The sequence below is a fragment of the Pseudomonas paracarnis genome, assembly GCF_904063055.1.
GTDB lineage: Bacteria > Pseudomonadota > Gammaproteobacteria > Pseudomonadales > Pseudomonadaceae > Aquipseudomonas > Aquipseudomonas paracarnis.
Genome location: NZ_CAJFCN010000008.1, coordinates 271,291 through 295,406 on the forward strand (window position 1 = coordinate 271,291; position 24,116 = coordinate 295,406).

28 protein-coding genes are annotated in these 24,116 nt (G+C 60.4%); 13 read left to right on the forward strand and 15 right to left on the reverse strand.

What is annotated here, in order from left to right:
• The first annotated feature begins 385 nt into the window (after positions 1–385).
• Positions 386–1,177 carry a crotonase/enoyl-CoA hydratase family protein gene (locus JMV15_RS18885; protein ID WP_014717676.1) on the forward strand — a complete coding sequence of 264 codons (792 nt, stop codon included), beginning with the start codon at positions 386–388 and terminating at the stop codon, positions 1,175–1,177.
• Between the two features lie 133 nt (positions 1,178–1,310).
• Here JMV15_RS18885 and JMV15_RS18890 read toward each other — a convergent pair whose 3' ends face one another.
• The gene (locus JMV15_RS18890) at positions 1,311–2,066 is read right to left on the reverse strand and encodes a spermidine synthase (protein WP_014717675.1); all 756 of its coding nucleotides are present in this window, start codon (positions 2,064–2,066) and stop codon (positions 1,311–1,313) included.
• A gap of 124 nt (positions 2,067–2,190) precedes the next feature.
• Between JMV15_RS18890 and JMV15_RS18895 the strand changes: the two genes are divergently transcribed.
• A complete protein-coding gene (locus JMV15_RS18895) occupies positions 2,191–3,537 on the forward strand; it encodes a class II 3-deoxy-7-phosphoheptulonate synthase (protein WP_014717674.1) in 1,347 nt (448 codons plus the stop codon).
• Between the two features lie 96 nt (positions 3,538–3,633).
• Here JMV15_RS18895 and JMV15_RS18900 read toward each other — a convergent pair whose 3' ends face one another.
• Positions 3,634–4,863 (reverse strand): winged helix-turn-helix domain-containing protein, encoded by a 1,230-nt coding sequence (locus JMV15_RS18900; protein ID WP_038449537.1) that lies wholly within the window; start codon positions 4,861–4,863, stop codon positions 3,634–3,636.
• A 45-nt stretch (positions 4,864–4,908) separates the two neighbouring features.
• A complete protein-coding gene (locus JMV15_RS18905) occupies positions 4,909–5,115 on the reverse strand; it encodes a DUF1127 domain-containing protein (protein WP_038449535.1) in 207 nt (68 codons plus the stop codon).
• A gap of 70 nt (positions 5,116–5,185) precedes the next feature.
• On the opposite strand from JMV15_RS18905, the gene JMV15_RS18910 reads away from it, so the two are divergent.
• Positions 5,186–6,067 (forward strand): LysR family transcriptional regulator, encoded by an 882-nt coding sequence (locus tag JMV15_RS18910; RefSeq protein ID WP_014717672.1) that lies wholly within the window; start codon positions 5,186–5,188, stop codon positions 6,065–6,067.
• Here JMV15_RS18910 and JMV15_RS18915 read toward each other — a convergent pair.
• Positions 6,057–6,806 (reverse strand): sulfite exporter TauE/SafE family protein, encoded by a 750-nt coding sequence (locus JMV15_RS18915; protein ID WP_032902966.1) that lies wholly within the window; start codon positions 6,804–6,806, stop codon positions 6,057–6,059. The two genes, JMV15_RS18910 and JMV15_RS18915, sit on opposite strands and share 11 nt — an antisense overlap.
• Positions 6,807–6,914: 108 nt before the next feature.
• Between JMV15_RS18915 and JMV15_RS18920 the strand changes: the two genes are divergently transcribed.
• From JMV15_RS18920 to JMV15_RS18930, 3 genes are all read left to right on the forward strand, one after another.
• Positions 6,915–7,865: a LysR family transcriptional regulator gene (locus tag JMV15_RS18920; RefSeq protein WP_014717670.1), complete on the forward strand. Its 951-nt coding sequence runs from the start codon at positions 6,915–6,917 to the stop codon at positions 7,863–7,865.
• 81 nt (positions 7,866–7,946) lie between these two features.
• Complete coding sequence (locus JMV15_RS18925; protein WP_201491861.1) at positions 7,947–8,399, forward strand: MarR family winged helix-turn-helix transcriptional regulator; 453 nt, start codon at positions 7,947–7,949, stop codon at positions 8,397–8,399.
• Positions 8,400–8,654: 255 nt separating this feature from the next.
• The gene (locus JMV15_RS18930) at positions 8,655–9,074 is read left to right on the forward strand and encodes an organic hydroperoxide resistance protein (RefSeq protein ID WP_014717668.1); all 420 of its coding nucleotides are present in this window, start codon (positions 8,655–8,657) and stop codon (positions 9,072–9,074) included.
• Positions 9,075–9,139: 65 nt separating this feature from the next.
• Here the strand turns inward: JMV15_RS18930 and JMV15_RS18935 are convergent, their stop codons facing one another.
• Together JMV15_RS18935 and earP are read right to left on the reverse strand one after the other, a co-directional pair.
• Complete coding sequence (locus JMV15_RS18935; RefSeq protein WP_003172723.1) at positions 9,140–9,712, reverse strand: elongation factor P; 573 nt, start codon at positions 9,710–9,712, stop codon at positions 9,140–9,142.
• A gap of 49 nt (positions 9,713–9,761) precedes the next feature.
• A complete protein-coding gene (gene earP, locus JMV15_RS18940; protein WP_038449532.1) occupies positions 9,762–10,895 on the reverse strand; it encodes an elongation factor P maturation arginine rhamnosyltransferase EarP in 1,134 nt (377 codons plus the stop codon).
• A gap of 132 nt (positions 10,896–11,027) precedes the next feature.
• Between earP and JMV15_RS18945 the strand changes: the two genes are divergently transcribed.
• Together JMV15_RS18945 and JMV15_RS18950 are read left to right on the forward strand one after the other, a co-directional pair.
• Positions 11,028–11,396 carry a hypothetical protein gene (locus JMV15_RS18945; protein ID WP_038449530.1) on the forward strand — a complete coding sequence of 123 codons (369 nt, stop codon included), beginning with the start codon at positions 11,028–11,030 and terminating at the stop codon, positions 11,394–11,396.
• Between the two features lie 14 nt (positions 11,397–11,410).
• Complete coding sequence (locus JMV15_RS18950) at positions 11,411–11,893, forward strand: GreA/GreB family elongation factor (RefSeq protein ID WP_014717665.1); 483 nt, start codon at positions 11,411–11,413, stop codon at positions 11,891–11,893.
• Between the two features lie 50 nt (positions 11,894–11,943).
• On the opposite strand, the gene cysB is transcribed toward JMV15_RS18950, so the two are convergent.
• The 5 genes from cysB to JMV15_RS18975 all read right to left on the reverse strand — a co-directional run bounded on the left by cysB (position 11,944) and on the right by JMV15_RS18975 (position 15,850).
• Positions 11,944–12,918 (reverse strand): HTH-type transcriptional regulator CysB, encoded by a 975-nt coding sequence (cysB, locus tag JMV15_RS18955; protein ID WP_003189876.1) that lies wholly within the window; start codon positions 12,916–12,918, stop codon positions 11,944–11,946.
• 103 nt (positions 12,919–13,021) lie between these two features.
• On the reverse strand, positions 13,022–13,522 hold the full coding sequence (locus JMV15_RS18960; protein WP_014717664.1) for a universal stress protein: 501 nt from the start codon (positions 13,520–13,522) through the stop codon (positions 13,022–13,024).
• Between the two features lie 48 nt (positions 13,523–13,570).
• Complete coding sequence (locus JMV15_RS18965; RefSeq protein ID WP_020302806.1) at positions 13,571–14,488, reverse strand: 5'-nucleotidase; 918 nt, start codon at positions 14,486–14,488, stop codon at positions 13,571–13,573.
• Between the two features lie 16 nt (positions 14,489–14,504).
• Positions 14,505–15,467 (reverse strand): putative 2-dehydropantoate 2-reductase, encoded by a 963-nt coding sequence (locus tag JMV15_RS18970; protein WP_014717662.1) that lies wholly within the window; start codon positions 15,465–15,467, stop codon positions 14,505–14,507.
• Complete coding sequence (locus JMV15_RS18975) at positions 15,464–15,850, reverse strand: YbbN family protein (protein ID WP_014717661.1); 387 nt, start codon at positions 15,848–15,850, stop codon at positions 15,464–15,466. The genes JMV15_RS18970 and JMV15_RS18975 overlap by 4 nt, the downstream gene beginning before the upstream one ends.
• On the opposite strand from JMV15_RS18975, the gene JMV15_RS18980 reads away from it, so the two are divergent.
• Positions 15,849–16,283, forward strand: coding sequence for a pilus assembly protein PilZ (locus tag JMV15_RS18980; protein WP_014717660.1), 435 nt, complete (start codon positions 15,849–15,851; stop codon positions 16,281–16,283). The two genes, JMV15_RS18975 and JMV15_RS18980, sit on opposite strands and share 2 nt — an antisense overlap.
• Positions 16,284–16,413: 130 nt before the next feature.
• Positions 16,414–17,490, forward strand: a complete 1,077-nt coding sequence (locus JMV15_RS18985; protein ID WP_003189871.1) for a 3-deoxy-7-phosphoheptulonate synthase — start codon at positions 16,414–16,416, stop codon at positions 17,488–17,490.
• A 69-nt stretch (positions 17,491–17,559) separates the two neighbouring features.
• Here the strand turns inward: JMV15_RS18985 and JMV15_RS18990 are convergent, their stop codons facing one another.
• Positions 17,560–17,841, reverse strand: coding sequence for a GNAT family N-acetyltransferase (locus JMV15_RS18990; RefSeq protein ID WP_003189869.1), 282 nt, complete (start codon positions 17,839–17,841; stop codon positions 17,560–17,562).
• Positions 17,842–18,453: 612 nt separating this feature from the next.
• On the opposite strand from JMV15_RS18990, the gene oprI reads away from it, so the two are divergent.
• Positions 18,454–18,705, forward strand: a complete 252-nt coding sequence (oprI, locus tag JMV15_RS18995; protein ID WP_003172710.1) for an outer membrane lipoprotei OprI — start codon at positions 18,454–18,456, stop codon at positions 18,703–18,705.
• 178 nt (positions 18,706–18,883) lie between these two features.
• Here the strand turns inward: oprI and JMV15_RS19000 are convergent, their stop codons facing one another.
• The 3 genes from JMV15_RS19000 to JMV15_RS19010 all read right to left on the reverse strand — a co-directional run bounded on the left by JMV15_RS19000 (position 18,884) and on the right by JMV15_RS19010 (position 20,885).
• A complete protein-coding gene (locus JMV15_RS19000; protein ID WP_014717659.1) occupies positions 18,884–19,849 on the reverse strand; it encodes a L,D-transpeptidase family protein in 966 nt (321 codons plus the stop codon).
• A gap of 78 nt (positions 19,850–19,927) precedes the next feature.
• Positions 19,928–20,221, reverse strand: a complete 294-nt coding sequence (locus JMV15_RS19005) for a hypothetical protein (protein WP_003189866.1) — start codon at positions 20,219–20,221, stop codon at positions 19,928–19,930.
• Positions 20,222–20,279: 58 nt separating this feature from the next.
• The gene (locus tag JMV15_RS19010; protein ID WP_014717658.1) at positions 20,280–20,885 is read right to left on the reverse strand and encodes an arylesterase; all 606 of its coding nucleotides are present in this window, start codon (positions 20,883–20,885) and stop codon (positions 20,280–20,282) included.
• A gap of 10 nt (positions 20,886–20,895) precedes the next feature.
• On the opposite strand from JMV15_RS19010, the gene JMV15_RS19015 reads away from it, so the two are divergent.
• Together JMV15_RS19015 and JMV15_RS19020 are read left to right on the forward strand one after the other, a co-directional pair.
• Positions 20,896–21,579, forward strand: coding sequence for an ABC transporter ATP-binding protein (locus tag JMV15_RS19015; RefSeq protein WP_003189864.1), 684 nt, complete (start codon positions 20,896–20,898; stop codon positions 21,577–21,579).
• On the forward strand, positions 21,579–24,089 hold the full coding sequence (locus JMV15_RS19020) for an ABC transporter permease (protein ID WP_038449528.1): 2,511 nt from the start codon (positions 21,579–21,581) through the stop codon (positions 24,087–24,089). Before JMV15_RS19015 ends, JMV15_RS19020 begins: the two co-directional genes overlap by 1 nt.
• The last annotated feature ends 27 nt before the right edge of the window (positions 24,090–24,116 follow it).

The window sequence follows — 24,116 nt, forward strand, 5'->3', positions numbered from 1 at the left end:
CAAAGCTGCGCATGCCGTGTTGAGACTCAAGAGTCGCCCTGGCTGCTTTGTCGGCGGGGATTTGCGAAAACGAATGAATGAAAAAGATTCGTCAAGGAAGAGTCCGCTGTGCGGACGTGCAGCCGAAGCTGACTTCGGGGAATTGCGCTACCTAAACGCGGCCCGGTTAAAGGCCGGCGCGCACTATACCGGAAATAGCTGAAAAAGGGAGCTTTTTTTATCGCCAGGCACCGATAAACCGCACTGCGTCACGCGCTTTGCAGATCCGTGCGCCAGGGTCTATTTTTCAAAGGCCCGGCCCTGTTGGTCATCGAGCTTAAACGGTTCACCCCCCCACTGAGACCCTTTGGTCTGAAACCTTACCCGCGCCCCGAGGGCACACCCCATGAATCAAGCCAGCAGTAGCCGTGTCAGCCGCGCACTTGAGGGTCATGTTCTATTGCTGGGCCTGGACCGTGTGGCCAAGCGCAACGCCTTCGACCTGGATTTGCTCAATGCGCTGAGCCTGGCCTATGGCGAATTTGATCGAAACGATGACGCACGGGTGGCCGTGGTGTTTGCCCATGGCGACCACTTCACGGCCGGGCTGGACCTGGCCAATGTCAGCAGCGTGATGGCGGGTGGCTGGCAACCGCCGCTGGGAGGGTGCGACCCGTGGGGGGTATTTGCAGGCCCGCGCGTGAGCAAGCCGGTGATCGTCGCCGCCCAGGGTTATTGCCTGACGATCGGTATCGAATTGATGCTGGCGGCGGATATCAACCTCTGCGCCAGCAATACCCGCTTTGCCCAGATGGAGGTGCAACGCGGGATCTTCCCGTTTGGCGGCGCGACATTGCGCTTTCATCAGATTGCCGGCTGGGGCAATGCAATGCGCTGGCTGCTCACCGGCGACGAGTTCGACGCCCATGAAGCCCTGCGCCTGGGGTTGGTGCAGGAAGTGATGGCCAGTGAAGACCTGTTGCCCCGCGCCATCGAGTTGGCCAACCGCATTGCGCGCCAGGCACCGCTGGGTGTACAGGCCACGTTGATGTCGGCACGGCTGGCGCGTATGGAGGGTGAGGCTGTCGCAGCCGCCGCGCTGCCGCCCATGGTGGATAAACTGCTCAACAGTGAAGATGCCAAGGAGGGTGTTCGGGCGATGGTCGAGAAGCGGCCGGGGGTGTTCAAGGGGATTTGAACGAACTGAATTAGCGGTCGGCAGTGAGGGCCTCTTCGCGGGCAAGCCCGCTCCCACAGTTGAATTGCATGCTCTGTTGAAATGCAATCCCCTGTGGGAGCGGGCCTGCCCGCGAAAGCGTCCGAACTGGCAACTAAGTTGCCGGCCGAATCGCCTTGATCAACGGCTGCAACGAGTACCCCAAGCGCGGCGCCAAAGCTTCGGCGCGGGCTGACAGCGCCTCCAGGTCCAGCACCTGATCCAGCTCCGAAGGCACCAACAGAATCACATTGCCCTCCTTCACCGGCAGCTCCCAGTAATGCCGGTGGTACAACCCACGCAACAACGCCGCCCCCAACGGCTTGCCATCATCGGTGGCCCATTGGTTGATCACCAGCCAGCCGCCGGGGTTGAGTTTCTTCTGACAGTTTTCCAGGAAGGTCCAGGCCAGATGCCCCACGCCCGGGCCGACATCGGTGTAGAGGTCGACGAAAATCAGATCGGCCGATTCGGCACTGTCGAGCAATTGCAACGCGTCGCCAATGCGGATGTACAAGCGCGGGTCGTCATCCAGCCCCAGATATTCGATGGCCAGCCGCGGCACATCAGGGCGCAGCTCAATGGCTTCGACATCTTCCAGCGCCAGGAACTTGAGGCACGCCTGGGTCAATGTGCCCGCGCCCAGGCCGAGAAACAATGCACTCTCCGGCTGTTCATGGCACAACGCGCCGATCAGCATGGCGCGGGTGTAGTCGTACTCCAGCCAGCTCGGGTCAGCAGTGAACACACAGCTTTGCTCGATGGCGTCGCCAAATTCGAGAAAGCGGTAATCAGCCACTTCAAGCACACGGATCATGCCGAATTCATCATGGACTTCGGCCAGCAGGTGCTCGACACGCTCCTCGCTCATCACTACTCCTAAAAGGGTCTGCTGCACGGCAAAGGCGCGATTGTCGGCCAAGCGGCAGCAACAGGTCACGCACTAATTGCTGCTAACATTGACGCCCGAACATCCACCCGCAAACGAGTTCATGATGAGCCAACCCTGGAGCCCCGATAGCTGGCGAGCCCTGCCGATCCAGCAGCAACCCCAATACCCGGACGCTGCACACTTGCTGCAAGTGGAGCAGAGCCTGGCGAGCTACCCGCCCCTGGTGTTTGCCGGGGAAGCCCGCGAATTGCGCCGTCAGTTTGCCGAAGTGACCCAAGGTCGTGCGTTCCTGCTGCAAGGCGGTGATTGCGCCGAGAGCTTTGCCGAGTTTTCCGCCGCGAAGATTCGCGACACCTTCAAGGTGCTGCTGCAGATGGCCATTGTCATGACCTTCGCTGCCGGTTGCCCGGTGGTGAAAGTCGGGCGCATGGCCGGCCAGTTCGCCAAGCCACGCTCGGCCAACGATGAAACCATCGACGGCATCACCCTCCCCGCCTACCGGGGCGATATCGTCAACGGCATCGGCTTCGACGAAAAAAGCCGCGTGCCAGATCCGGACCGCCTGTTGCAGTCCTACCACCAGTCCACCGCCACCCTCAACCTGCTGCGCGCCTTTGCCCAGGGCGGTTTCGCTGACCTGCACCAGGTGCACAAGTGGAACCTGGATTTCATCGCCAACTCCGCGCTCGCCGAGAAGTACAGCCAACTGGCCGACCGCATCGACGAAACCCTGGCCTTCATGCGCGCTTGTGGCATGGACAGCTCGCCGCAATTGCGCGAAACCAGCTTCTTCACCGCCCACGAAGCATTGCTGCTCAACTATGAACAGGCCTTCGTGCGCCGCGATAGCCTGACCAACGACTACTACGACTGCTCGGCGCATATGTTGTGGATCGGCGACCGCACCCGTCAGTTGGACGGCGCCCATGTCGAGTTCCTGCGCGGAGTGAACAACCCGATCGGCGTGAAAGTCGGACCTAGCATGAACCCGGACGACCTGACCCGCCTGATCGACATCCTCAACCCAGATAACGACCCTGGCCGCCTCAACCTCATCGCCCGTATGGGGGCAGGCAAGGTCGGCGACCATTTGCCCAACCTGATCCGCGCCGTGCAGCGCGAGGGCAAGCGAGTGCTGTGGAGCTGCGACCCGATGCACGGCAATACCATCAAGGCCAGCAGCGGCTACAAGACCCGCGACTTTGCGCAGATCCTTGGCGAAGTGAAGGATTTCTTCCAAGTGCACCAGGCAGAAGGCACCTATGCTGGTGGGATCCATATCGAGATGACCGGGCAGAACGTCACCGAATGCATCGGCGGCGCACGGCCGATCACCGAAGATGGCCTGTCGGACCGTTATCACACCCATTGCGACCCACGTATGAATGCCGATCAATCGCTGGAGTTGGCGTTTCTGATTGCAGAGACCTTGAAACAGGTAAAGCGCTGACGTTTTAGCGACGGGGATGACGCCATCGCGGGCAAGCCCGGCTCCCACATTTGAACGCGTTTCTCTGTGGGAGCCGGGCTTGCCCGCGATAGAGGTTTAAAGGTTGGTATCCCGGTTCGGCATCGCTGCCCTTAACCGAGCAGCACTGGGCCGCTGGCAATTGAGCTGGACCTGTTCCAGCCCTAGCCAGTCGGCCATTTTGCGCAGGTTCAGCGCCAGCGCCAGCATGCCTTCCTCATCCAGCCCCGGCTCTTCCTCATGCACGGCATGCACGGCCAGGCGCCCATGAGCACGCTCGGCTCGCAGGTCGACGCGCGCGACAATGCGTTCGTTGTGGAGAAACGGCAACACGTAGTAGCCATACACGCGCTTTTCTTGCGGGGTGTAGATCTCCAGCCGATAGCGAAAGTCGAACAGGCGCTCGGTGCGGCTGCGCTCCCATATCAGCGAATCGAACGGCGACAACAATGCACTGGCCGGCACTGTGCGAGGCAGTTTCGGCGCCGACGGGCAGTACGCTGGTTGTTTCCAGCCCCGCACCCGGCACGCCAGCAGTTGCCCATCCTCAACCAGCTCGGCCAAGCGGTTGCGGCTGTCGGCGGGGTCGAGGCGGAAATAATCGCGCAGGTCTTTTTCGGTGGCGACACCCAATGCAGTCGCACTGTGCAACAGCAAGCCACGCTGCGCTTCACCTTCACTCATGGAGACCCTGAGCACCTCTGCGGGAATAACACGCTCGGGCAGATCATAAAGCCGCTCAAACCCTCGACGACCGGCAACCGTGACCAGGCCAGCGGCGAACAGCCATTCCAGCGCGTGCTTTTCATCACTCCAATCCCACCAGGGCCCGGCACGCTCCTCGCGGGTCGACAAGCTACCCGCCCCCAAGGCGCCCTGCTGTTCGACGGTGCGCAACACGCGTTGGATCGTCGCCTGCTGTTCACGGCCAAAACGTGCCATTTGCGCATAAATCCCCCGCCCTTGCCGGGCGCGCTCCATGCGCCAACCCATCAACGGGTACAGCGCCAAGGGCAGCAGTGACGCCTCATGCCCCCAGTATTCAAACAGAGAACGCCGCCGCCCCTGGCTCCAGGCCGCCTGTTCAAGAATCGATGGGGAATAAGAACCAAGGCGGGAAAACACGGGCAGGTAGTGGGAACGCACCAGCGCATTGACCGAGTCGATCTGTAAAACGCCCAGGCGTTCGATCAAGCGGTTGAGGTGCGCAGCCTTTATCTGTGCAGGCGCTTGGCGCCCGGAAAATCCCTGGGCAGCCAGCGCCATGCGTCGAGCTTGCTTGAGTGAAAAACACAGGTCGGCGGGCATGGCAATCTCCATAGAAGCTCGCCCCCTACCCTACTGCATCCGCGCTTATTTTCGCAGCGGGTCTTCCCAGAAATGCCGATGGCTTTCCTGCGCGACGTCGGCGCGATTGAGCCCGATGTCCTTGAGGGCGTCATCGCTCAGGGTCGCCAGCATCTGGCGCTCCTGATGCAACAGCTGCCAACGCGCGAATGTGTGCAACAGCCCGGCAAACGGCCATTTATCCGTCGATATGAAACCTTTTTGACCTTTCATCTTCTCGCCCTCCAGTGGGGATGACGACAGTGTGTGCCGGGCATTATGATCAATCCAACGAATGTTTCTTATGCATTACATCTCGGAGATTGATCAATTGTCCGCCTATCCCAGCATCGACACTGATGTGCTGCGCACCTTCGTCGCCATTGCCGACCAGGGCGGTTTCACCCGCGCCGGCGAGCAGGTCAACCGCACTCAATCGGCGGTGAGCATGCAGATGAAGCGCCTGGAAGAAGACGTGTTGCAGCGCAAACTGTTCGAGCGCGATGGCCGCCAGGTACGGCTCACGCCCGAAGGCCAGGTGCTGTTGGGTTATGCGCGGCGCATCCTGAAATTGCACAGCGAAGTGTTCAATACCCTGCGCGAGCCGCATATGGTGGGGTTGGTGCGTATCGGAACGCCGGATGACTACGTGATGCGCTTTCTGCCAGGCATCCTCAAGCAATTTTCCAAAGCCTACCCACTGATCCAGATCGAAATGCACTGCGAAGCATCGACCGTATTGATGCAACGGCGGGACCTGGCGTTGACCGTAATCAGCCGCGAGCCCGGCAATGATCTGGGTGAGTTATTGCGTACCGAGCGCATGGTGTGGGCAGCATCACCGTGCTTTTGTGTGGAGGAGCACGATGCCCTGCCCCTGGCGGTGTCCGGCGACGAGTGCCTGTACACCCATTGGGCACGGGCCGCACTGGAGGCGGCCGGGCGAGATTATCGCCTGGCCTATCACAGCTCTAACGGAGCAGCGATCCTGGCAGTGGTCAGTGCAGGCCTGGCGGCGATGGTCAGCATGGAAAGCCTGGTCACCGACGACCTGCGAGTGCTCGGCAGCGACGAAGGCTTCCCGCCTTTACCGTCGATGAACCTGCGCTTGCTGCGTAACCCGCAGATGACCTCGCCGATCACCGAATGCCTGGCGGACTACATCGTCGAAGGCTTCAAACTTTAAAGGTCAGCATCAGCGCGCACACCACCAAGAAGCCACAGAAGAGGCCGCGCAACAGACGTTCTGGCAAGGCATGCGCCACTTTCACGCCCCAACTGATACTCAGCAGGCCCCCCACCGCCAGTGGCAGGCCGATCATCCAGTCCACCTCGTGGTGCCAGGCATAGGTGACCAGGGTCACACCGGTGCTGGGCAACGCCAAGGCCAACGACAAGCCTTGGGCGACCACTTGAGTAGTGCCGAAGACACTGGTGAGTACCGGCGTGGCGACCACCGCGCCGCCGACCCCGAACAGCCCGCCCATGGAACCGGATGCCGCGCCCAAGACGCCAAGCCAGGGCCAGGAATAACGCATTTGTGCGGTGGGCGGCGCATTGCGAGTGAACATGCGCAGCAGGTTGTAGGCAGACAACGCCACCAAGAACGCAATAAAACCGATGCGCATGGCGCCCGCATCCAGGCCCACCGCCCAGATCGATCCCAGCCAGGCAAAGCAAAAGCCGGTCACACCCAGGGGTAAAGCGTGACGCAACTCGATGCGGTTACGCTGATGATAGCGCCACAGCGCGAGCATCACATTCGGCACGACCATCACCAAGGCGGTACCTTGGGCAATCTGCTGATCCAGGCCGAACAACACGCCCAGCACCGGGATGGCAATCAGCCCACCACCAATGCCAAACAGCCCACCTACAGTGCCCAACGCCGCACCCAATGCCAGGTACATCACTAAATCCCACACCGCTCGGTACTCCGCAATTCCATGCTTGGCATGCTACGCAGTCGGCTCTGGCGCGGAAACGCACAGCAACGCACAATGGCTGTGCCAATCTCGCATAAGCGTTGAGCTATGAACCCCAACACCCTGACCGACCAGCTGAGCCTGTTTCTCGACGTAATGGAAGCCGGCAGTTTTTCCGCCGCCGCGCGCCTCCATCCGCTGACACCTTCAGCCGTGGCCCGGCGCATCGACAGCCTGGAAAGCTCCGTGGGTAGCCGCCTGTTCCAACGCAGCACCCATGCGGTGGTGCCCACCTCCGCAGGCCTGGCCTTTGCCGAGCGGGCGCGACGGATTGTCAGCGAGTTGCAGCTGGCACGGGCAGAGGCGGTCTCGCTGAGCCATGCGCCGGAGGGGTTGATCCGGGTCGATGCGCCCGCAGCATTCGGCCGCCGGCACCTGGCGCCTGTCATTGCGGACTTTTTGAGCCTGTATCCAGGCCTGGACGTGCACCTGCACTTGATCGACAGCTTTGTCGATATGCAGGGCGCGCATCTGGGCAAGGTCGACCTGGTTCTGCGCGCAGGGCATATTGTCGACACCCGACTGGTCGCTACGCCGCTGGCGAGTATCGTGCGTATCGCCTGTGCCAGCCCCGCGTACCTGAAAAGCCGTGGCACGCCGGCCCATCCTCGAGAGCTGAGCGAACATGACGGCCTGGACTGGGACGGGCTGGCGCCAATGTTCGCCTGGCGCTTCGAACTGGACGGGCGCCGCACCACCTATCGCCCGCGACGCATCCGCATGAGTGCCAACAACGCCGAAGCCCTGCTCTCGGGCGCACTGGCCGGGCTGGGCATCGCTCACTTGCCGACCTGGTTGGCCAGTGAATACCTGGTGCGCGGCGAACTGTTGCCGCTGTTTTGTGAAGACGGTTTGCCCAGCCCAGAAACCGCCGGCATTTATGCGCTGCGCCTGGAGCAACAGCCCAATGCACGCAGCCGATTGTTGCTTGAATACCTCAAATCCCGTTTCAGCCCGGTGCCGCCCTGGGATCTGGCATTGCAAAGTGGCTTGGTCTGACGCCTACGGCAAGAATTACCTGGCGCATTAAAGATTTGCCCGCTAGATTCCAGCCCAGACATGCTTTTTCGAGACGCCACCATGAGCAAAAACCCTGATCCTTGCGAATCGCTGTTGCTGGACAACCAGCTGTGCTTCGCCCTGCACTCCACCTCACTGCTGATGACCAAGGCCTATAAGCCCCTGCTCCAGGCCATCGGCCTGACCTACCCGCAGTACCTGGCCATGATGGTGCTGTGGGAAGAGGATGAGTTGACCGTCAGTGAAATCAGCAGCCGCCTGCTGACGGACCCAGGCTCCATGACGCCACTGCTCAAGCGCCTGGAAGCCGAGGGCCTACTCAGCCGCACGCGCAGCCGCGAAGACGAGCGGGTGGTGGTGGTGAAACTGACCGACGCCGGGCGCGCCTTGCAGGAGAAGGCCAAGGATGTTCCGCAATGCATCCTGGGCGCCAGCGGGATGGCGTTGGAGCAATTGCGCAAGCTGCAAGGCGACCTGATCGCGTTGCGCGCCAATCTGCAAACCAGCATCTGACACGCTAGGCCCCAGCACTAAACATACTCAAAAGTGGGAGCTGGCTTGCCTGCGATTGCGATTCATCAGTCAACCATGCAGTGACTGATACACCGTCATCGCAGGCAAGCCAGCTCCCACTTTTTGTTCTGCGACACCCTTAAATTCTTCAACGCTGAAAAATTAACTTGCGCACTAAACATTAGCGCTATACATTCACCTCACCAACTACTTAGCGCACAAATGTTTAGCGCTAACCACACAGAGGAACGCCCCATGCAAACGCTCTATACCGCAGTAGCCACCGCCACTGGCGGCCGTGATGGTCGCGCCGTTTCCAGCGACAATATCCTCGACGTCAAACTGTCGACTCCAAAGGAGTTGGGCGGCGCCGGTGGCCAGGCCACTAACCCAGAGCAATTGTTTGCTGCCGGCTACTCCGCTTGCTTTATCGGCGCACTGAAGTTCGTGGCCAGCCAGACCAAACGCAAAATCCCGGATGACGCCTCGATCACCGCCCACGTGGGCATCGGCCAGATCCCGGGCGGCTTCGGCCTGGATATCGACCTGCATATCAGCCTGCCGGGCCTGGCCCAAGATGAGGCGCAAAGCCTGGTCGACGCTGCGCACCAAGTGTGCCCGTACTCCAATGCCACCCGTGGCAACGTTGAGGTGCGCTTGCATGTAACGGTCTGAAAAACAGACGCCCATGAAAAAGCCCGACTCAAGGTCGGGCTTTTTTCGTATAGCCGGGGCCAGAATTACTTCTTGGCGCGGCCTTTGTACGAACCACCTTCACGGGTGTCGATCTCGATCAGGTCGTCGATTTCGATGAAATCGGCCACTTGCAGTTCGGTACCGTTGCTCAGTTTGGCAGGCTTCATCACCTTGCCGGAAGTGTCGCCGCGAGCGGAGCCTTCGGTGTAAGCAACCTTACGCACGATGGTCGTCGGCAGCTCTACGGAAACCAGGCGCTCTTCGAAGAAGATAGCTTCGCAGACGTCTTCCATGCCTTCTTCAATGAACGGCAGAACGGCTTCGATATCTTCAGCGTTCAGCTCGTACATGGTGTAGTCAGTGGTGTCCATGAACGTGTAGGTGTCGCCGCTGATGAAGGACAGGGTCGCTTCTTTGCGGTCGAGGATCACGTCGTCCAGTTTGTCATCGGCGCTGTAGACGATTTCGGTCTTGTAACCGGTCAGCAGGTTCTTCAGCTTGGTCTTCATGATTGCGCTGTTACGACCAGACTTGGTGAACTCAGCTTTCTGAACCAGCCAAGGGTCGTTTTCGAGACGGATCACTGTACCGGGTTTCAGTTCTTTACCAGTTTTCATTGCGTATATCCGAAATTTGGATGGGATTGACAAAAATCAAGGTGGCGTATCATATCCAACTTTCATAAAACTGTACCAGCGCCGTCGCAAGATCGGCCTGCAAGCCTTGTTCCAGACACCAGTTCTGCGCGTGCTGGCTGACCTCGGGCCAATGTTCCAGCAGCATTTTCCAGGACTGTGCCATATCGCCATCAGCGTTCCAGGCTTGCCAGAGCGTGACGACGGCAGCTTTGGCGGCCGGTGAAAGTGCGGCTGTGTACAGTTCCAGGAAGGCATCGAGCTTGTCCAGGTGGATGTCTTCGTCCTGGCGGTAGATGTGCCACAGCAATGGCCTCCCCGCCCACTGGGCACGCACGAACGAGTCTTCGCCACGTACGGCGTTAAATTCGCAGCACCATAGCAATCGGTCATATTGCTCCTGACGTACGAATGCAATGACCTGTACGGTCAGCGCACCACGTACTTGGATGTCTCCCGCCGACAAGCTGTTCACCCCCAGCCAGCGCTGCACGTCCCCCAGAATGCGCCCTTCCGGCACCAGCAAGTGCGTCCCCCGTCCATCGGCCGCCAATACGTCCAGCCAGCCGGCCAACCCGTCATTCTCATAGGCAAACAGCGACATCAAACGCGCGCCGGCCGTCGGAGCAACGCCCAGGCTTTGCAGGAACCGTTGTTGCGCGGCCGCGTCCTGCTGAAACGCCCGGCGTCGCTCCAACAAGCCGGCTTCGCGCAACAGGCCGCCAGTACCAGGGCGAAACCCGGGGAAGAAAAAGTACTTCTGCACGCCCTTGTACTTCACCGAAGGCAAGCGATGGCAGCCCACCACCCAGTCTTCAGCGCTGAGGTAATCCAGGTTCATCCACAACGGCGCACGTTCACACTCGGCCATGCGGTCCATGTACTCGGGCGGTAGCTGGCACGCGAACGCAGCAATCACCACATTCGCCGGGTGTGCGCCTGGCCATTCGGCCGGCCAGTGGCGCACTTGGACGCCCTCTTGCCACTGCTGGCCCACCTGCACATCAATGTCCGGGCACATGCGTTCGAAGGCGCGCAGGTCATCGACCCACAAGCGCACGTCACAGCCATGCTCCACCACCAACTGCCGGGCCAGGCGCCAGGTCACGCCGATGTCGCCGTAGTTGTCGACGACACTGCAAAAAATATCCCAGCGGGCTTTCATTCCGGGCTCCATCGATCAAAGGTTCGATTGTCCGCATAAATGCGTGGATGCAGAAGGCTTGATCGCGATTATTCTGCACGGAGGCTGTGCGACAATCACCGTCATGCCGTCAATGCCTGCCAGGAGGCCCTTATGTCTGACCGTCCGTTATCGCTGTTCAAGCTCTGCATCGCGATTGCCGCCGGCGTGTGGCTAGGGTTTATCGCCATTGCGCTGACCGCCTGGCTGGCGTCTCGCTACCTGTTCCCCCAGAGCCTGGCGCCGGTGGCACAGGCGGTTCAGCAATTGGGCAAACCGGCCATGGTTGAGCCGCAGCCACCGAACCGTCTGTTCGAACAGTACCAACAGAACCTGCAAAAACAGGAACAACAACAGGCCCTGGACCAGGCCCGAAGCAACGCGCGTAACCTGTCCAACCCCAAATGCCAGTTCTGGCTGCAACAAGACCAGAACGCCCCCAATGAAAAGACGCGGGCCAATGTCCTGCAATTCTGCGATTGATGCCAGATACCGCCATGAATAAACACGCCGTGCTCCAGCTGATCCTGGAAAAGCTCACCGTCGACATCGACGTCGTCCAACGCGCCGCGCAGACCGCCTACGAAACCGCGACCCACGAAGAAAACATTGCCGAAAACAAATACGACACCCTTGGCCTGGAGGCTTCGTACCTGGCCACCGGGCAGGCCCGACGCGTGGAGGAGATCAAGCAATCGCTGGTGCTGTGCCAGCAACTGCAGCTACGTGCGTACGATGATCAACGCGGGATAGAGATAGGCACGCTGGTGGGCCTGGAAGACGAGGACGGTCGCCAGCAATGGCTGTTCCTGGCGCCGGATGCGGCGGGTTTGAAAGTGGATGTGGTGGGGCAACCGGTGACGGTCATCACGCCACGCTCGCCCCTGGGCAAAGGCCTGCTGGGCAAGCGTATCGATGAAGAGGTAGAGATTCTGGTGGCCGGCGCTCGGCAGCACTTTACGGTGACCGAGGCCCGATAACCTACACCCCTGTAGGAGCGAGCTTGCTCGCTCCTACAGGGTAATCGCGGTCAGTGGACGGGCAATTCAACGCCGTCAAACAACTCTTCCAGCTCTTGCTTGTTGTGGCACTGGATCGCCTTGGCCATCACTTCACGGGTCAGGTGCGGTGCGAACTTCTCGATGAAGTCGCACATGAAGCCGCGCAGGAAGGTACCGCGACGGAAACCGATCTTGGTCACGCTGGACTCGAACAATTCGCTGGCATCCAGCACCACCAGGTCTTTGTCGAGGTTGGTGTCGACCGCCATCTTGGCGACGATCCCGACGCCCAGGCCCAGGCGCACGTAGGTCTTGATCACGTCGGCATCGGCAGCAGTGAACACCACCTTGGGCGTGAGGCCGCGATGGCTGAACGCTTCGTCGAGCTTGGAACGGCCGGTAAAGCCGAACACGTAGGTCACGATCGGGTATTCAGCCAGGGCTTCCAGGGTGAGCTTCGGCAGCTTGGCCAAAGGGTGCCCCTGGGGCACAACCACGCAGCGGTTCCAACGGTAGCAGGGCATCATTACCAGGTCGCCGAACAATTCCAGGGCCTCGGTGGCGATGGCAAAATCGACGGTGCCGTCAGCGGCCATCTCGGCAATCTGCATCGGCGAACCCTGGTGCATGTGCAGGGCTACGTCCGGGTATTGCTTGATGAAATCACGGATCACCGGCGGCAATGCATAGCGCGCCTGGGTGTGAGTGGTGGCGATCGACAAGGTGCCTTTCTTCTCGTTGGAAAATTCCTGGGCGATCTGCTTGATGCTTTCGACTTTACGCAGGATCTCGCCGGCGGTGGTGATGATGCGCTCGCCAGCTGGAGTGACGCGGGTCAAGTGTTTGCCGCTGCGTGCGAAGACTTCGACGCCCAACTCGTCTTCGAGCAGGCGGATCTGCTTGCTGATACCAGGTTGCGAGGTATAGAGGCTTTGAGCGGTAGCGGAAACGTTGAGGTCGTGGTGCGCCACTTCCCAGATGTAGCGCAGTTGTTGAAGCTTCATATGAATCCCTCAAAGCAGATAGACGCCACGGGTATCAGCGACGGTATATAACTATATTAAAGGTTTGACGGATAAATCTAGAACTTTTTATCGTTTTTGCCGATCAACTATCGTCACTGCGCCGACGCTGCAGCGACGGCACCAGGTAAACCGGCACGGGGGACAACTGCAACACCCGTGCGGCGGTACGCCCAAGGGGGACGGCCACGCCGGTTGCCTGGCTATGACTGCCGACGATCAGTAAGTCGACGGACAGTTTTCGCAACTGGTCGAGAATCACCTCGCAAGGATCCCCCTGGATCACCTTGACCGAGCGAATCCATTGCAGGTCCTGCTCCCCTTCCCCCCACTCTTCGCGGAAGCTGTCCAGCACGCGTTGTTCAATCGTCGCCATCACCGTGCTCAACCCCTTGCTTTGCCATTCGCTCAGGGCGGTTTCATCAAGGTAGCTCTGCAACACCGATTCGGCGAACAAGCCAATGGGCTCGACCACGTGGATCACATACAGGTCAGCCTTGAACGTTCGCGCCAGCGCCAGCGCATGTTGCATCACGTAGGGCGCATACAGACCGAGGTCCGTGGCAAACAGCATCGAACGAATCATAAAACCTCCTGGGCTGCCAGGATGGCGGGAATTGAATGAGCTTAGCAGCTAGCGCTCGGTCTGGATTCTCAACTCATTGCTGATGCCATGGGGCACGTGCCCGGTGGCCACTACCTCCCTGGCTTTCTCGCAATGGCCGGCCTGGTCATCGAAAAACACATCGGCGGCAAAGGCTTCCAGAAACGCGGATTTTTCCAGGCCACCGAGGAACAGCGATTCGTCCAGGCGGATATCCCACTCGCGCAAGGTGCGGATCACGCGCTCATGGGACGGTGCCGAACGTGCGGTGACCAACGCGGTACGAATCGGGCAGGCCTCATCGGCAAACTCGCGTTGCAACAGGTTCAGTGCCGCCAGGAAGCCCTTGAACGGACCGCCGTGCAAAGGCTGGCGCGCCGACTCTCGCTCGCTGGCCTGGAAGGCTGCCAGCCCGCCGGCCTGGTAGACGCGCTCGGACTCATCGGAGAACAGCACGGCATCGCCGTCGAATGCGATGCGCAGCTCTTCGCTGGAAGCACGGCGCGCGCCGCCAGACAGAATCGTCGCGGCCGCAAACCCGGCATCGAGGGCGCTGCGCACATCTTCAGCATGGGTGGAGAGAAACAGATGACAACCGAAGGCGGCCAAATAGGGATAGGGACTACGCCCGCCTACGAACGCGGCGCGGGAAATATCCAGGCCGTAATGCTGGATCGAGTTGAACACCCGCAGCCCGGTATCGGCACTGTTGCGCGACACCAACACCACCTCGACCCGCGCACGCCCCAGGCTGGCATTCAGGCTCAGCAGCTTCTTGACCAGCGGGAAGGCATCGCCAGGCTCGAGGGTTTCTTCCTCGTGCTCGATCTGGTATTTGCGGTAAGCCTCGACCCCTTCAGCCAGATAAACCTTGTGGCTATCACTCAGGTCGAACAGCGCTCGTGAGGAAATCGCCAGCACCAGTTTGTCAGCCAATCCCTTCACCATGGTGGTCCCCCCCCAATCAGCGGTTGTGCCGATCAATAAAACTCAAGGCCTGATAGAGCGCCTGCATGCGTGGCAGTTCGCAACCGGCCGCTTTGGCAGCAGCCAAGGGACGGGCATAGATGGCCGCCAGCTCCAGCGGCCGCTTGTGCAGGTGGTCGTGGTACATGCTGGGCAGGTAGTCGTCCATGGTTTCTGTCATGGCGAACATCTGCCCAGCGTAACTGGCAGGAATTTCATGCCCGCAGGCATGAGCGCCCTGCACCACCTCGGCCATCAGCGCCTGGATCAACTCGCGGCTGGACTCATCGGCCATCATGGCCGTGGTACCCGTGCCCAGCAACACAGAGAGGCCGTTGAACGGCACGTTCCAGACCAGCTTGTGCCAACGCGCCAGATGCACATTGGCCATGGCCTGGGACTCGATGCCAGCTTGATGAAACAGCCCGGCACCGGCTTCGACAATCGCCTGTTGCTGCACCTCATCGTTGGCCGCCGTGCCACTGTGATAGCCCAGGTTGACCCGGCCCAACGCCTGATGCTCGACCACACCGGGGGCCGAGCGGTGCACACCGATGTAGCACAGGCCGCCCAACAGATGCAGCGACGGCGGCAGGTGTTCACGCAGGCTGTCTTCGACATCGAGGCCGTTTTGCAGGAGCACCACTTTGGCATCCGGCGCCGCCACCTGGGCGATGGTGGGCGCCAGGTCCACATTACCGGTGGACTTGGTGCCCACCAATAGCCAGTCGCACGGCGGCATGTCGGCGGCGCTGGCATAGGCCTGCACCGGATGCAGGTGCAGTTGCCCATGCACCGTACTGTTGACGTGCAGGCCATGCCTGCTCACCGCGGCATATTCGCTGCGCAACAGGAAATGCACATCGAAGCCGGCACGCGCCAGCATCAGTCCGTAGTAACCGCCGATGGCACCGGTGCCAATAATGCCAATGCGTGGCGACGGGGCTGCAACTGCTGTCATGGCAAATCCTCTGGTGTTCGGTTGAGCGCCTGGTTTAGGCATTCGGCGAGGTCGGATGCTGTAAGACGTGTCTGTAATTGCCCAAAGAATTGACCCTCGCACACCAGGAACAACGCCGGCAAATGAAAGATCCGGTAGCGTTCCACCGCACCGCCGTTGTGCCCGGCATCCACCCAGCACACGCGGTCCACCGGCAAGTGCCAGCTGGGCAACTGCTGGCGTGCCCAGCGGCAACTGGCACAACCGACACTGGTGAACACTACCAGCGAAATACCTGGCAATCCCAGCAATTGCTGGTCAATATCCAGGTCGGTCAATTCCAGTTCCTTCACTATACTGCTGCCATTGCCGTCAACTGGACGGCGCTCGGAGTCCGTGTACATGGGTCGTTTTTTACCTCACCCTGATGATGTCGCTGTCGAGTTGATCCAACGTCCCTCTCCCGCCCTTCCCCGCCAACGCCTGCACACTATCGGCCGCGGCGGCGTCGCCTGCAATTGGCCACGTGCCTGGCGCGCCGGCACGGCGGTAGACCTGCATATCCCTTCCCTAGGGCCCAGCGCCCGTTATCCAGGCTATGTCGCCTGGTGCCGCAAAGTCGAACAGGGCTATCGCATTGGTATTTGCTTTACCGACGAACACGCCTTGTTCGGTGCACGGATGGGCGAGCAAGTGTGCCAGATCGAGCGTTACTGCCGCCTGCACGAAGACGCCGAGCCAACGCCTGCACAACTTGAAACCATGGCCCGTGAGTGGGTGTCGCGTCATGCCGGCGAGTTCTCCCATGAGGCGGTTGTGCAGCCAGCGCTGGATTAAACCGGGCTTTGCCCATTGTCGCGGGCCCGTGTTACGCGCTAAGGTTCCTCCCCCCTGCATTCAAATCATGCTGTGCCCGCCGCACGGGGATAGCTGGCGGCCGGCACCCGTGACCCTGGCGAGTAACACGATGGCTGATTTACCGATCAATGACCTTAACGTTGAATCCAACGAGACCCTGATCACCCCCGATCAGCTCAAGCGCGAAATCCCCCTGAGCGACGCTGCCCTGCAGACCGTCACCAAGGGCCGCGAAGTCATCCGTGACATTCTCGACGGCACCGACCACCGTCTCTTCGTGGTGATCGGGCCCTGCTCTATCCACGACCTCAAGGCCGCCCACGAATATGCCGAGCGCCTCAAAGTGCTGGCGGCTGAAGTGTCCGACACCTTGTACCTGGTCATGCGCGTGTATTTCGAGAAACCGCGTACCACCGTCGGCTGGAAAGGCTTGATCAACGACCCGTACCTGGACGACTCCTTCAAGATCCAGGATGGCTTGCACATCGGTCGCAAACTGCTGCTGGACCTGGCTGAAATGGGCCTGCCCACCGCCACCGAAGCCCTCGACCCGATCTCCCCGCAATATCTGCAGGACCTGATCAGCTGGTCGGCTATCGGCGCACGCACCACCGAATCCCAGACCCACCGCGAAATGGCGTCCGGCCTGTCTTCGGCCGTAGGCTTCAAGAACGGCACTGACGGCGGCCTGACCGTGGCGATCAATGCGCTGCAATCGGTCTCCAGCCCTCATCGCTTCCTGGGTATCAACCAGGAAGGCGGCGTGTCCATCGTGACGACCAAGGGCAACGCCTACGGTCACGTGGTGCTGCGTGGCGGCAATGGCAAGCCCAACTATGATTCGGTCAGCGTCGCGCTGTGCGAACAGGCGCTGAACAAGGCCAAGATCAAGCCAAACATCATGGTCGACTGCAGCCACGCCAACTCCAACAAAGACCCGGCCTTGCAGCCATTGGTGATGGAGAACGTTGCCAACCAGATTCTGGAAGGTAACCAGTCGATCATCGGTTTGATGGTCGAGAGCCATTTGAACTGGGGTTGCCAGGCGATTCCAAAAGACTTGGCCGACTTGCAGTACGGCGTGTCGATCACCGATGCCTGTATCGATTGGTCCGCCACCGAAACTACCCTGCGCAGCATGCACGCCAAGCTCAAGGACGTGTTGCCCCAGCGCAAGCGCACCTGAGTCCGTACCGGTTTCGCGCACCCAAAAACGCCGGGCTAAGCCCGGCGTTTTTTATTGGCAACTGGTCAGTTACAGCTTCGCGGCATGGCGCTGGTGGCGCTCCATATAGCGTTCGACATAAGAGCACGACGGGATCACCGTGTAGCCAGCCTCTTCGGCAAACTTCAAGGCTTCCTCGGTCAACGCAGCCGCAATGCCTCGCCCCCGCAGTGCGTTGGGCACGAAGGTGCGATAGATATCCAGGGTCTGCTTCCCGAGGTCCATGTAGGTCAGGTAGGCACGATGACCGTCCACATTGGTCTCGAACTGATGACCAGCCTGGTCATGGTGGATGGACAACGCCTCGCTCATCACTACTCCTCGCGGGTCTGAATTAACGACCCTACCTTACCGATGTTTTTCCGGCGAAGGAACATCTACGCCACCCCGTGCCGGTTTCGACAGCGAGAAAACCGTGAGCGCTCACAACCAGCACATAGGGAATAGTAGGCACCAATCCTGAAATTGCTCAAGGCGCACTCGTCATTCCCCGCCGCTGGTGGATATAGAAAGGGCCTCGATCAACCGGTGACCGATAGCCTGAACATTGCCGGCAGTTGAACCTTGAGACGAACTGGCGCTCTTAAAGTCACCTCTAGATGCGCAAAAGATGCCCGCCGCAGTAAAGCCAAGCGTAACCAAAGTGCCCCGCTTCGTTATATAAAATTTCATCTATTTACAAGGCTTAACACATGCGGGCCGGCCCTTTCAGCCTGGATCCAATGTGCGTCCAGGTGCAAAAAATTGGACAGTTTTCATACAAACCGCCAAAAGATTAGCCAAAATAGATTCGGCACAAGAAATTTTTTTGCTTCTTGCGCAACGTCAGTTTACTTACTACAAGTAATGGGTAGTATGTACGCCGGCTATTAGCTCACTCTGAGAAAGTAGCCATTAAATTGAAAGTCCTTGAAGGGGAACACGATGAACAACGTTCTGAAATTCTCTGCTCTGGCTCTGGCCGCAGTTCTGGCTACCGGTTGCAGCAGCGTCTCCAAAGAAACCGAAGCTCGTCTGACTGCAACTGAAGACGCAGCAGCTCGCTCCCAGGCCCGTGCAGACGAAGCCTACCGTAAAGCTGATGAAGCTCTGGCTGCTGCTCAAAAAGCACAACAGACTGCTGACGAAGCTAACGAGCGCGCTCTGCGCATGCTTGAAAAAGCAAGCCGCAAGTAATAATCCTTCGGGGTTGTTATCAAGCCGATCCATTTATGGGTCGGCTTTTTTTTGCCTATGATTTGGCATGTGGGAGCGGGCTTGCTCGCGAAAGCGGTGGGTCAGTCAACATCAATGTTTGCCGGGCCGACGTCTTCGCGAGCAAGCCCGCTCCCACAGGGATGTTCGCTCAGGCTTATTATTGAAGATCGAGCGGGGCGCTGGACGCCACAGGTGCGCCGCCTGGCACACCAATTTCGGTCGGCAAGCCATCCTCGGCGGCGACCACATCACGCACCTGGTCCCAGTTGACGCGTAGGTTATTGGACAGGTCTTCGCGCTTGAGCAACGCATTGATGACCGCGGTGTGCTTGTCGACCACCGATGGCGTACCGTCATCATTCAACGGCGTGTGGGCCTCAAGGTAGACCTTGCCACCACTGCTGCCGAACTTGTACGCGTCATTGATGATGCGCACTGACGTGCCTACCGGCACCATGCCTGCCATTTCCAACACGTTGTTATTGAACATGCGGAAGCACCCGTGGCTGGTACGCGTGCCGATACCAAACTTCATGTTGGAGCCGTGAATCAGGTAACCCGGCGTGCCCAGGGTGAACTTGAACGGCCCCAGTGGGTTGTCGGGGCCGGCAGGCACCACGTTGGGGAGCGGGTCACCGTTGGCGGCGTGCTCGGCCTTGATCGAGGCCGGTGGCGTCCAGGTCGGGTTCGGCGTCTTGGCGATGATACTGGTATGGGCGATCGGCGAACCCCAGCCTTCCCGGCCAATGCCCAGAGGGAAGGTATAGACGACGTTTTGGCCTTTTGGATAGTAGTAGAGCCGGTATTCCGCCAGATTGATCACAATGCCTTCCCGCGGCCCGGGCGGCAGGATAAAGCGTGTCGGCAGCACAATCTCAGTGCCCGCACCCGGCAACCAGGCATCGACACCCGGGTTGGCCGCGACCATTTCCGAATAGCCCAGGTCGTAGGTGGTGCCAAGGTCAGCAAAAGTGTCTTCGTACTTGGCCTTGATCACTTGGACCTGGCCAACAATGTCCTCACCGGGCGGTGGCAAGGGCAACTGCAAGGCCGCCGCCGAACCCGCCGCACAAAGCGCAGCAAGAGACAGGCAGCAGGTGACGACGGAAAGGCGCGACAACATCCTGAAAATCCTTCGCAAGACGACGGGTAGGGAAAAATTGATTGTATACGGCTTCGCAGCGCCAAGCTTCAAGCTGTTTTACAGCTCGAAGCGCAGCTCCGGCCAGATCGGCGGCGTGCCGCGCTTTTGCGATTCTAGAATCGCCCGGCATAACGGGCAGAGTCGCTGGTCTTGAAAAATCGAGCGGTTGACCGATGACCAGCGTGGCTGTGCGGGCAATAAAGTGCCGCAGAGCGTGCGGTCGATGGAGCCGCCCAGTTCCAATTGACGCGCCACCAAATGCACTCGCACTTCCTGGCAGGCGAACAGGTCCAGCTGCTCGTCCGGCTCGATCAGTTGGTAGTTAAACAGGGACCAGGCAGGGCGCGACATCGAGGGCTCCAAATCAGGGGGGCGCCACCTTAGCCGAAAGCCTGCCGGTAGAAAAGCGTCATAGCAGCGGTTTTAGCGCCGGCCAGACATTTTCCAGCAACTTGTCTTGCGCCGCGACCGCCGGGTGCAGCCCGTCAGCTTGCATCAACTCCGGATGGCCACCCACGCCCTCGAGGAAAAACGGCACAAACGGCACCTTTTCTTTCTGTGCCACATCACCGAATACCTTGGCAAAAGCTTCGACATAGCGCTTGCCGTAATTGGGCGGAATCTGCATACCCAACAGCAGCACCTTGGCGCCGCTGTCCCGGGACTGCTGAATCATCGAAGCAAGATTTTGTTGCAATTGCGCAGGCGGCTGGCCGCGCAAGCCATCGTTGCCACCCAACTCGATCACCACCACGTCCGGTTTGTGCGTTGCAAGCGCCGCGGGCAGCCGCGCGAGGCCTCCTGCACTGGTGTCGCCACTGATGGAAGCATTGACCACTTTGTCGTCAAAACCCTCCTGCTTGAGCCGTTGCTCCAGCAACGCGACCCACCCTTTGCGGGTATCCAGGCCGAAACCGGCACTGATACTATCGCCAACGATCAGGACTGTACCCGCCGCTGCGTTCTGGGCCATGCACATCAAGGCCAGGCCAGCACTCAAAAACCACACTCGCATCGGATTCTCCATGGGCGCAAGCATTCTCACCGCGCGAAACCTTAGCAAAGTGGTTCCCAGCGCGGAAGGTGAACTGACTATCCTGCACGAACTGAGCCTGGAACTGAACAAGGGCGATAGCCTGGCTATCGTCGGCAGCTCCGGTTCCGGTAAATCCACACTACTGGGCCTGCTGGCCGGCCTCGACCTGCCCAGCAGCGGCGAAGTGACCCTGGCCGGGCAAGCCCTGAGCACCCTCGACGAAGATCAGCGCGCGCGCATCCGTGCCGAGCATGTGGGTTTCGTATTCCAATCCTTCCAATTGCTCGACAGCTTGAATGCTCTGGAAAACGTGATGCTGCCGCTGGAGCTGGACGGTCGCCAGGACGCCCGCGAGCGAGCCAAACACCTGCTGGAGCGCGTAGGCCTGGGCCAGCGCCTGACCCACTCGCCCCGCCAACTGTCCGGTGGCGAACAACAACGCGTGGCGATTGCCCGCGCGTTTGCCGCCGAACCGGACGTGCTGTTTGCCGACGAGCCCACCGGCAACCTCGACAGCCATACTGGCGAGCGCATCAGCGACCTGTTGTTCGAGTTGAATAAAGAGAGCGGTACGACCCTGGTACTGGTCACCCACGACGAGCGCCTGGCCCACCGTTGCCGGCGCCTGATCCGCCTTGAAGCCGGCCTGATGGTCGCGCCCCTGGAGCCTTGATGGCACGTTTGCCGCTGTTGCGCCTGTTCAGTCTTGCCATGCGTCAGTTACTGCGCGATGCCCGCGCCGGCGAATTGCGCGTGCTGTTCTTTGCCCTGCTGGTGGCCGTGGCCGCCAGCACCGCTATCGGCTACTTTGGTGCGCGCCTCAACGGCGCCATGCTGCTGCGCGCCACCGAATTCCTCGGCGCCGACCTGGTGCTCGAAGGCAGCTCGCCGGCCCGTGCCGAGCAAATCAAATCTGGGACCGAATTGGGCCTGGATCACGCTCGCATCGTGGAGTTCTCCAGCGTTATCGCCACCGATAACGGCATCCAGCTCTCCAGCATCAAGGCGGTCAACGAGCAGTACCCCTTGCGCGGCGAGCTTAAAAGCAGCACCGAGCCCTTCGGTACGCAAATCCCGGGCGGTGGCCCCAAACCTGGTGAAGCCTGGGTAGAAGCACGGTTGCTGACGGCGCTGGACCTGAAAGTCGGCGACAGCATCGATGTCGGCATGAAGACCCTGCGCCTGGCGCGCATCCTGAACTATGAGCCCGACCGCGCAGGCAACTTTTACAGCCTCACGCCCAGGGTCATGATCAACCTGGCGGACCTGGACGCCACCGGTGTCGTCCAGCCAGGCAGCCGTGTCAGCTACCGCGAACTATGGCGTGCGCCACAAGGCAGCACAGCGCTGCAAACTTATCGCGACCTGGTCAAACCGGGCCTGGCTGCCAACCAGCGCCTGCAGGACTCCCGCGATGGCAACCAGCAAATCGGCGGCGCACTGGGCAAGGCCGAACGTTACCTGAACATGGCCAGCCTAGTGGCTGTGCTGCTGGCTGGCGTCGCCGTGGCGCTGTCAGCCAACCGCTTCGCCAGTCGACGTTTCGATGCCAGCGCGTTGTTGCGCTGCCTGGGCTTGTCGCGCCGTGAAGCCATGCTGCTGTTCAGCCTGCAACTGAGCGTACTGGGCTTGCTGGCGAGCCTGGCCGGCGCCCTGCTCGGCTGGCTGGCGCAATTTGGCCTGTTCTACTTCCTGCACGACCTGCTACCCGCCGACGTACCGCCAGGCGGGCTGCTACCGGCCGTCGCGGGGATTGGCACCGGGCTGGTCGCCCTCGCCGGCTTCGCCCTCCCGCCGCTGGCCGCACTGGGCCGGGTACCGCCGCTGCGGGTATTGCGCCGCGATTTGCTGCCTATTCCTTCAAGCACTTGGATGGTCTACGGCGCGGCACTGTTTGCCTTGGGCCTGATCATGTGGCGCCTGAGCCTGGACCTGGTATTGACCTTCGCGTTACTCGGCGGCGGTGTAGTCGCTGCGCTGCTCCTGGGTGGCTTGCTGCTGTTGTTGCTACAGAGCCTGCGGCGGTTACTGGCTCGTGCCTCCCTGCCGTGGCGCCTGGGCCTGGGCCAATTGTTGCGTCACCCGTTGGCGGCGGCAGGCCAATCCCTGGCCTTTGGCTTGATCCTGTTGTCCATGGGGTTGATCGCGCTGTTGCGAGGCGAATTGCTCGACACCTGGCAAAACCAGTTGCCCAAGGATGCGCCCAACTACTTCGCCCTGAATATCCTGCCGGCCGACAAGGACGCCTTTGGCGCCCGTCTGCTGGACGTCCAGGCACAAGCGGCGCCGCTCTACCCGGTGGTGCCGGGGCGCTTGATCAGCATCAATGGCGAACCCGTGCAGGAGATTGTCAGCAAGGACTCCAGTGGCGACCGGGCCACTCAACGCGATCTGAGCCTGACCTGGGCAGCCGACTTGCCAGCGGGTAACGTCCTGACGGCAGGTACGTGGTGGTCGGCGCAACCCACTGACGGGGTTCCTGGCGTGTCGGTGGAAGCCAAGGTGGCCGAGAGCTTGAAGCTCAAGCTCAACGACCATTTATTGTTCACCATCGGTGGGGAAAACCGTGAAGCACGGGTCACCAGCCTGCGCACCATCAACTGGGATAACTTCCAGCCCAACTTCTTCATGATTTTCCAACCGGGCACCTTGAAGGATCTGCCCGCGACCTACCTCACCAGCTTCTATCTGGCTCCCGGCCATGACCAACAGATCGTCGACCTGTCACGGGCCTTCCCGGCGGTCACTATCCTGCAGGTCGAGGCCCTGCTGGAGCAGTTGCGCAGCATCCTCGCCCAAGTGACGTTGGCGGTCGAATACGTGCTGTTGTTTGTACTCGCGGCGGGCATGGCAGTGTTGTTCTCTGGCCTGCAGGCCACCCTGGATGAACGAATCCGCCAAGGTGCATTGCTGCGAGCCTTGGGCGCCGAGCGCAAGTTGCTGGTCAAGGCCCGACGCATCGAATTCGGTCTGTTGGGGGCGGTCAGTGGCTTGCTGGCGGCACTGGGCACCGAACTGGTGACCTGGGTGCTGTACCGCTATGCCTTTGACCTGGCGTGGCATCCCCACCCGTGGTTGTTACTGCTGCCCGTGATCGGTGCCGTGCTGATTGGCGCTGCCGGGGTATTCGGCACACGCCGTGCACTGAATGCCAGCCCGCTGACCGTATTGCGCGAAGGCTGAGACCTGGATGGCACGCCCCCAGCCAAG

Coding starts and splice junctions, on each gene's coding strand:
- JMV15_RS18885 (WP_014717676.1), top strand. CDS start 386: ATGAATCAAGCCAGCAGTAGCCGTGTCAGCCGCGCACTTGAGGGTCAT.
- JMV15_RS18890 (WP_014717675.1), bottom strand. CDS start 2,066: ATGAGCGAGGAGCGTGTCGAGCACCTGCTGGCCGAAGTCCATGATGAA.
- JMV15_RS18895 (WP_014717674.1), top strand. CDS start 2,191: ATGAGCCAACCCTGGAGCCCCGATAGCTGGCGAGCCCTGCCGATCCAG.
- JMV15_RS18900 (WP_038449537.1), bottom strand. CDS start 4,863: ATGCCCGCCGACCTGTGTTTTTCACTCAAGCAAGCTCGACGCATGGCG.
- JMV15_RS18905 (WP_038449535.1), bottom strand. CDS start 5,115: ATGAAAGGTCAAAAAGGTTTCATATCGACGGATAAATGGCCGTTTGCC.
- JMV15_RS18910 (WP_014717672.1), top strand. CDS start 5,186: ATGCATTACATCTCGGAGATTGATCAATTGTCCGCCTATCCCAGCATC.
- JMV15_RS18920 (WP_014717670.1), top strand. CDS start 6,915: ATGAACCCCAACACCCTGACCGACCAGCTGAGCCTGTTTCTCGACGTA.
- JMV15_RS18925 (WP_201491861.1), top strand. CDS start 7,947: ATGAGCAAAAACCCTGATCCTTGCGAATCGCTGTTGCTGGACAACCAG.
- JMV15_RS18930 (WP_014717668.1), top strand. CDS start 8,655: ATGCAAACGCTCTATACCGCAGTAGCCACCGCCACTGGCGGCCGTGAT.
- JMV15_RS18935 (WP_003172723.1), bottom strand. CDS start 9,712: ATGAAAACTGGTAAAGAACTGAAACCCGGTACAGTGATCCGTCTCGAA.
- earP (WP_038449532.1), bottom strand. CDS start 10,895: ATGAAAGCCCGCTGGGATATTTTTTGCAGTGTCGTCGACAACTACGGC.
- JMV15_RS18945 (WP_038449530.1), top strand. CDS start 11,028: ATGTCTGACCGTCCGTTATCGCTGTTCAAGCTCTGCATCGCGATTGCC.
- JMV15_RS18950 (WP_014717665.1), top strand. CDS start 11,411: ATGAATAAACACGCCGTGCTCCAGCTGATCCTGGAAAAGCTCACCGTC.
- cysB (WP_003189876.1), bottom strand. CDS start 12,918: ATGAAGCTTCAACAACTGCGCTACATCTGGGAAGTGGCGCACCACGAC.
- JMV15_RS18960 (WP_014717664.1), bottom strand. CDS start 13,522: ATGATTCGTTCGATGCTGTTTGCCACGGACCTCGGTCTGTATGCGCCC.
- JMV15_RS18965 (WP_020302806.1), bottom strand. CDS start 14,488: ATGGTGAAGGGATTGGCTGACAAACTGGTGCTGGCGATTTCCTCACGA.
- JMV15_RS18970 (WP_014717662.1), bottom strand. CDS start 15,467: ATGACAGCAGTTGCAGCCCCGTCGCCACGCATTGGCATTATTGGCACC.
- JMV15_RS18980 (WP_014717660.1), top strand. CDS start 15,849: ATGGGTCGTTTTTTACCTCACCCTGATGATGTCGCTGTCGAGTTGATC.
- JMV15_RS18975 (WP_014717661.1), bottom strand. CDS start 15,850: ATGTACACGGACTCCGAGCGCCGTCCAGTTGACGGCAATGGCAGCAGT.
- JMV15_RS18985 (WP_003189871.1), top strand. CDS start 16,414: ATGGCTGATTTACCGATCAATGACCTTAACGTTGAATCCAACGAGACC.
- JMV15_RS18990 (WP_003189869.1), bottom strand. CDS start 17,841: ATGAGCGAGGCGTTGTCCATCCACCATGACCAGGCTGGTCATCAGTTC.
- oprI (WP_003172710.1), top strand. CDS start 18,454: ATGAACAACGTTCTGAAATTCTCTGCTCTGGCTCTGGCCGCAGTTCTG.
- JMV15_RS19000 (WP_014717659.1), bottom strand. CDS start 19,849: ATGTTGTCGCGCCTTTCCGTCGTCACCTGCTGCCTGTCTCTTGCTGCG.
- JMV15_RS19005 (WP_003189866.1), bottom strand. CDS start 20,221: ATGTCGCGCCCTGCCTGGTCCCTGTTTAACTACCAACTGATCGAGCCG.
- JMV15_RS19010 (WP_014717658.1), bottom strand. CDS start 20,885: ATGCGAGTGTGGTTTTTGAGTGCTGGCCTGGCCTTGATGTGCATGGCC.
- JMV15_RS19015 (WP_003189864.1), top strand. CDS start 20,896: ATGGGCGCAAGCATTCTCACCGCGCGAAACCTTAGCAAAGTGGTTCCC.
- JMV15_RS19020 (WP_038449528.1), top strand. CDS start 21,579: ATGGCACGTTTGCCGCTGTTGCGCCTGTTCAGTCTTGCCATGCGTCAG.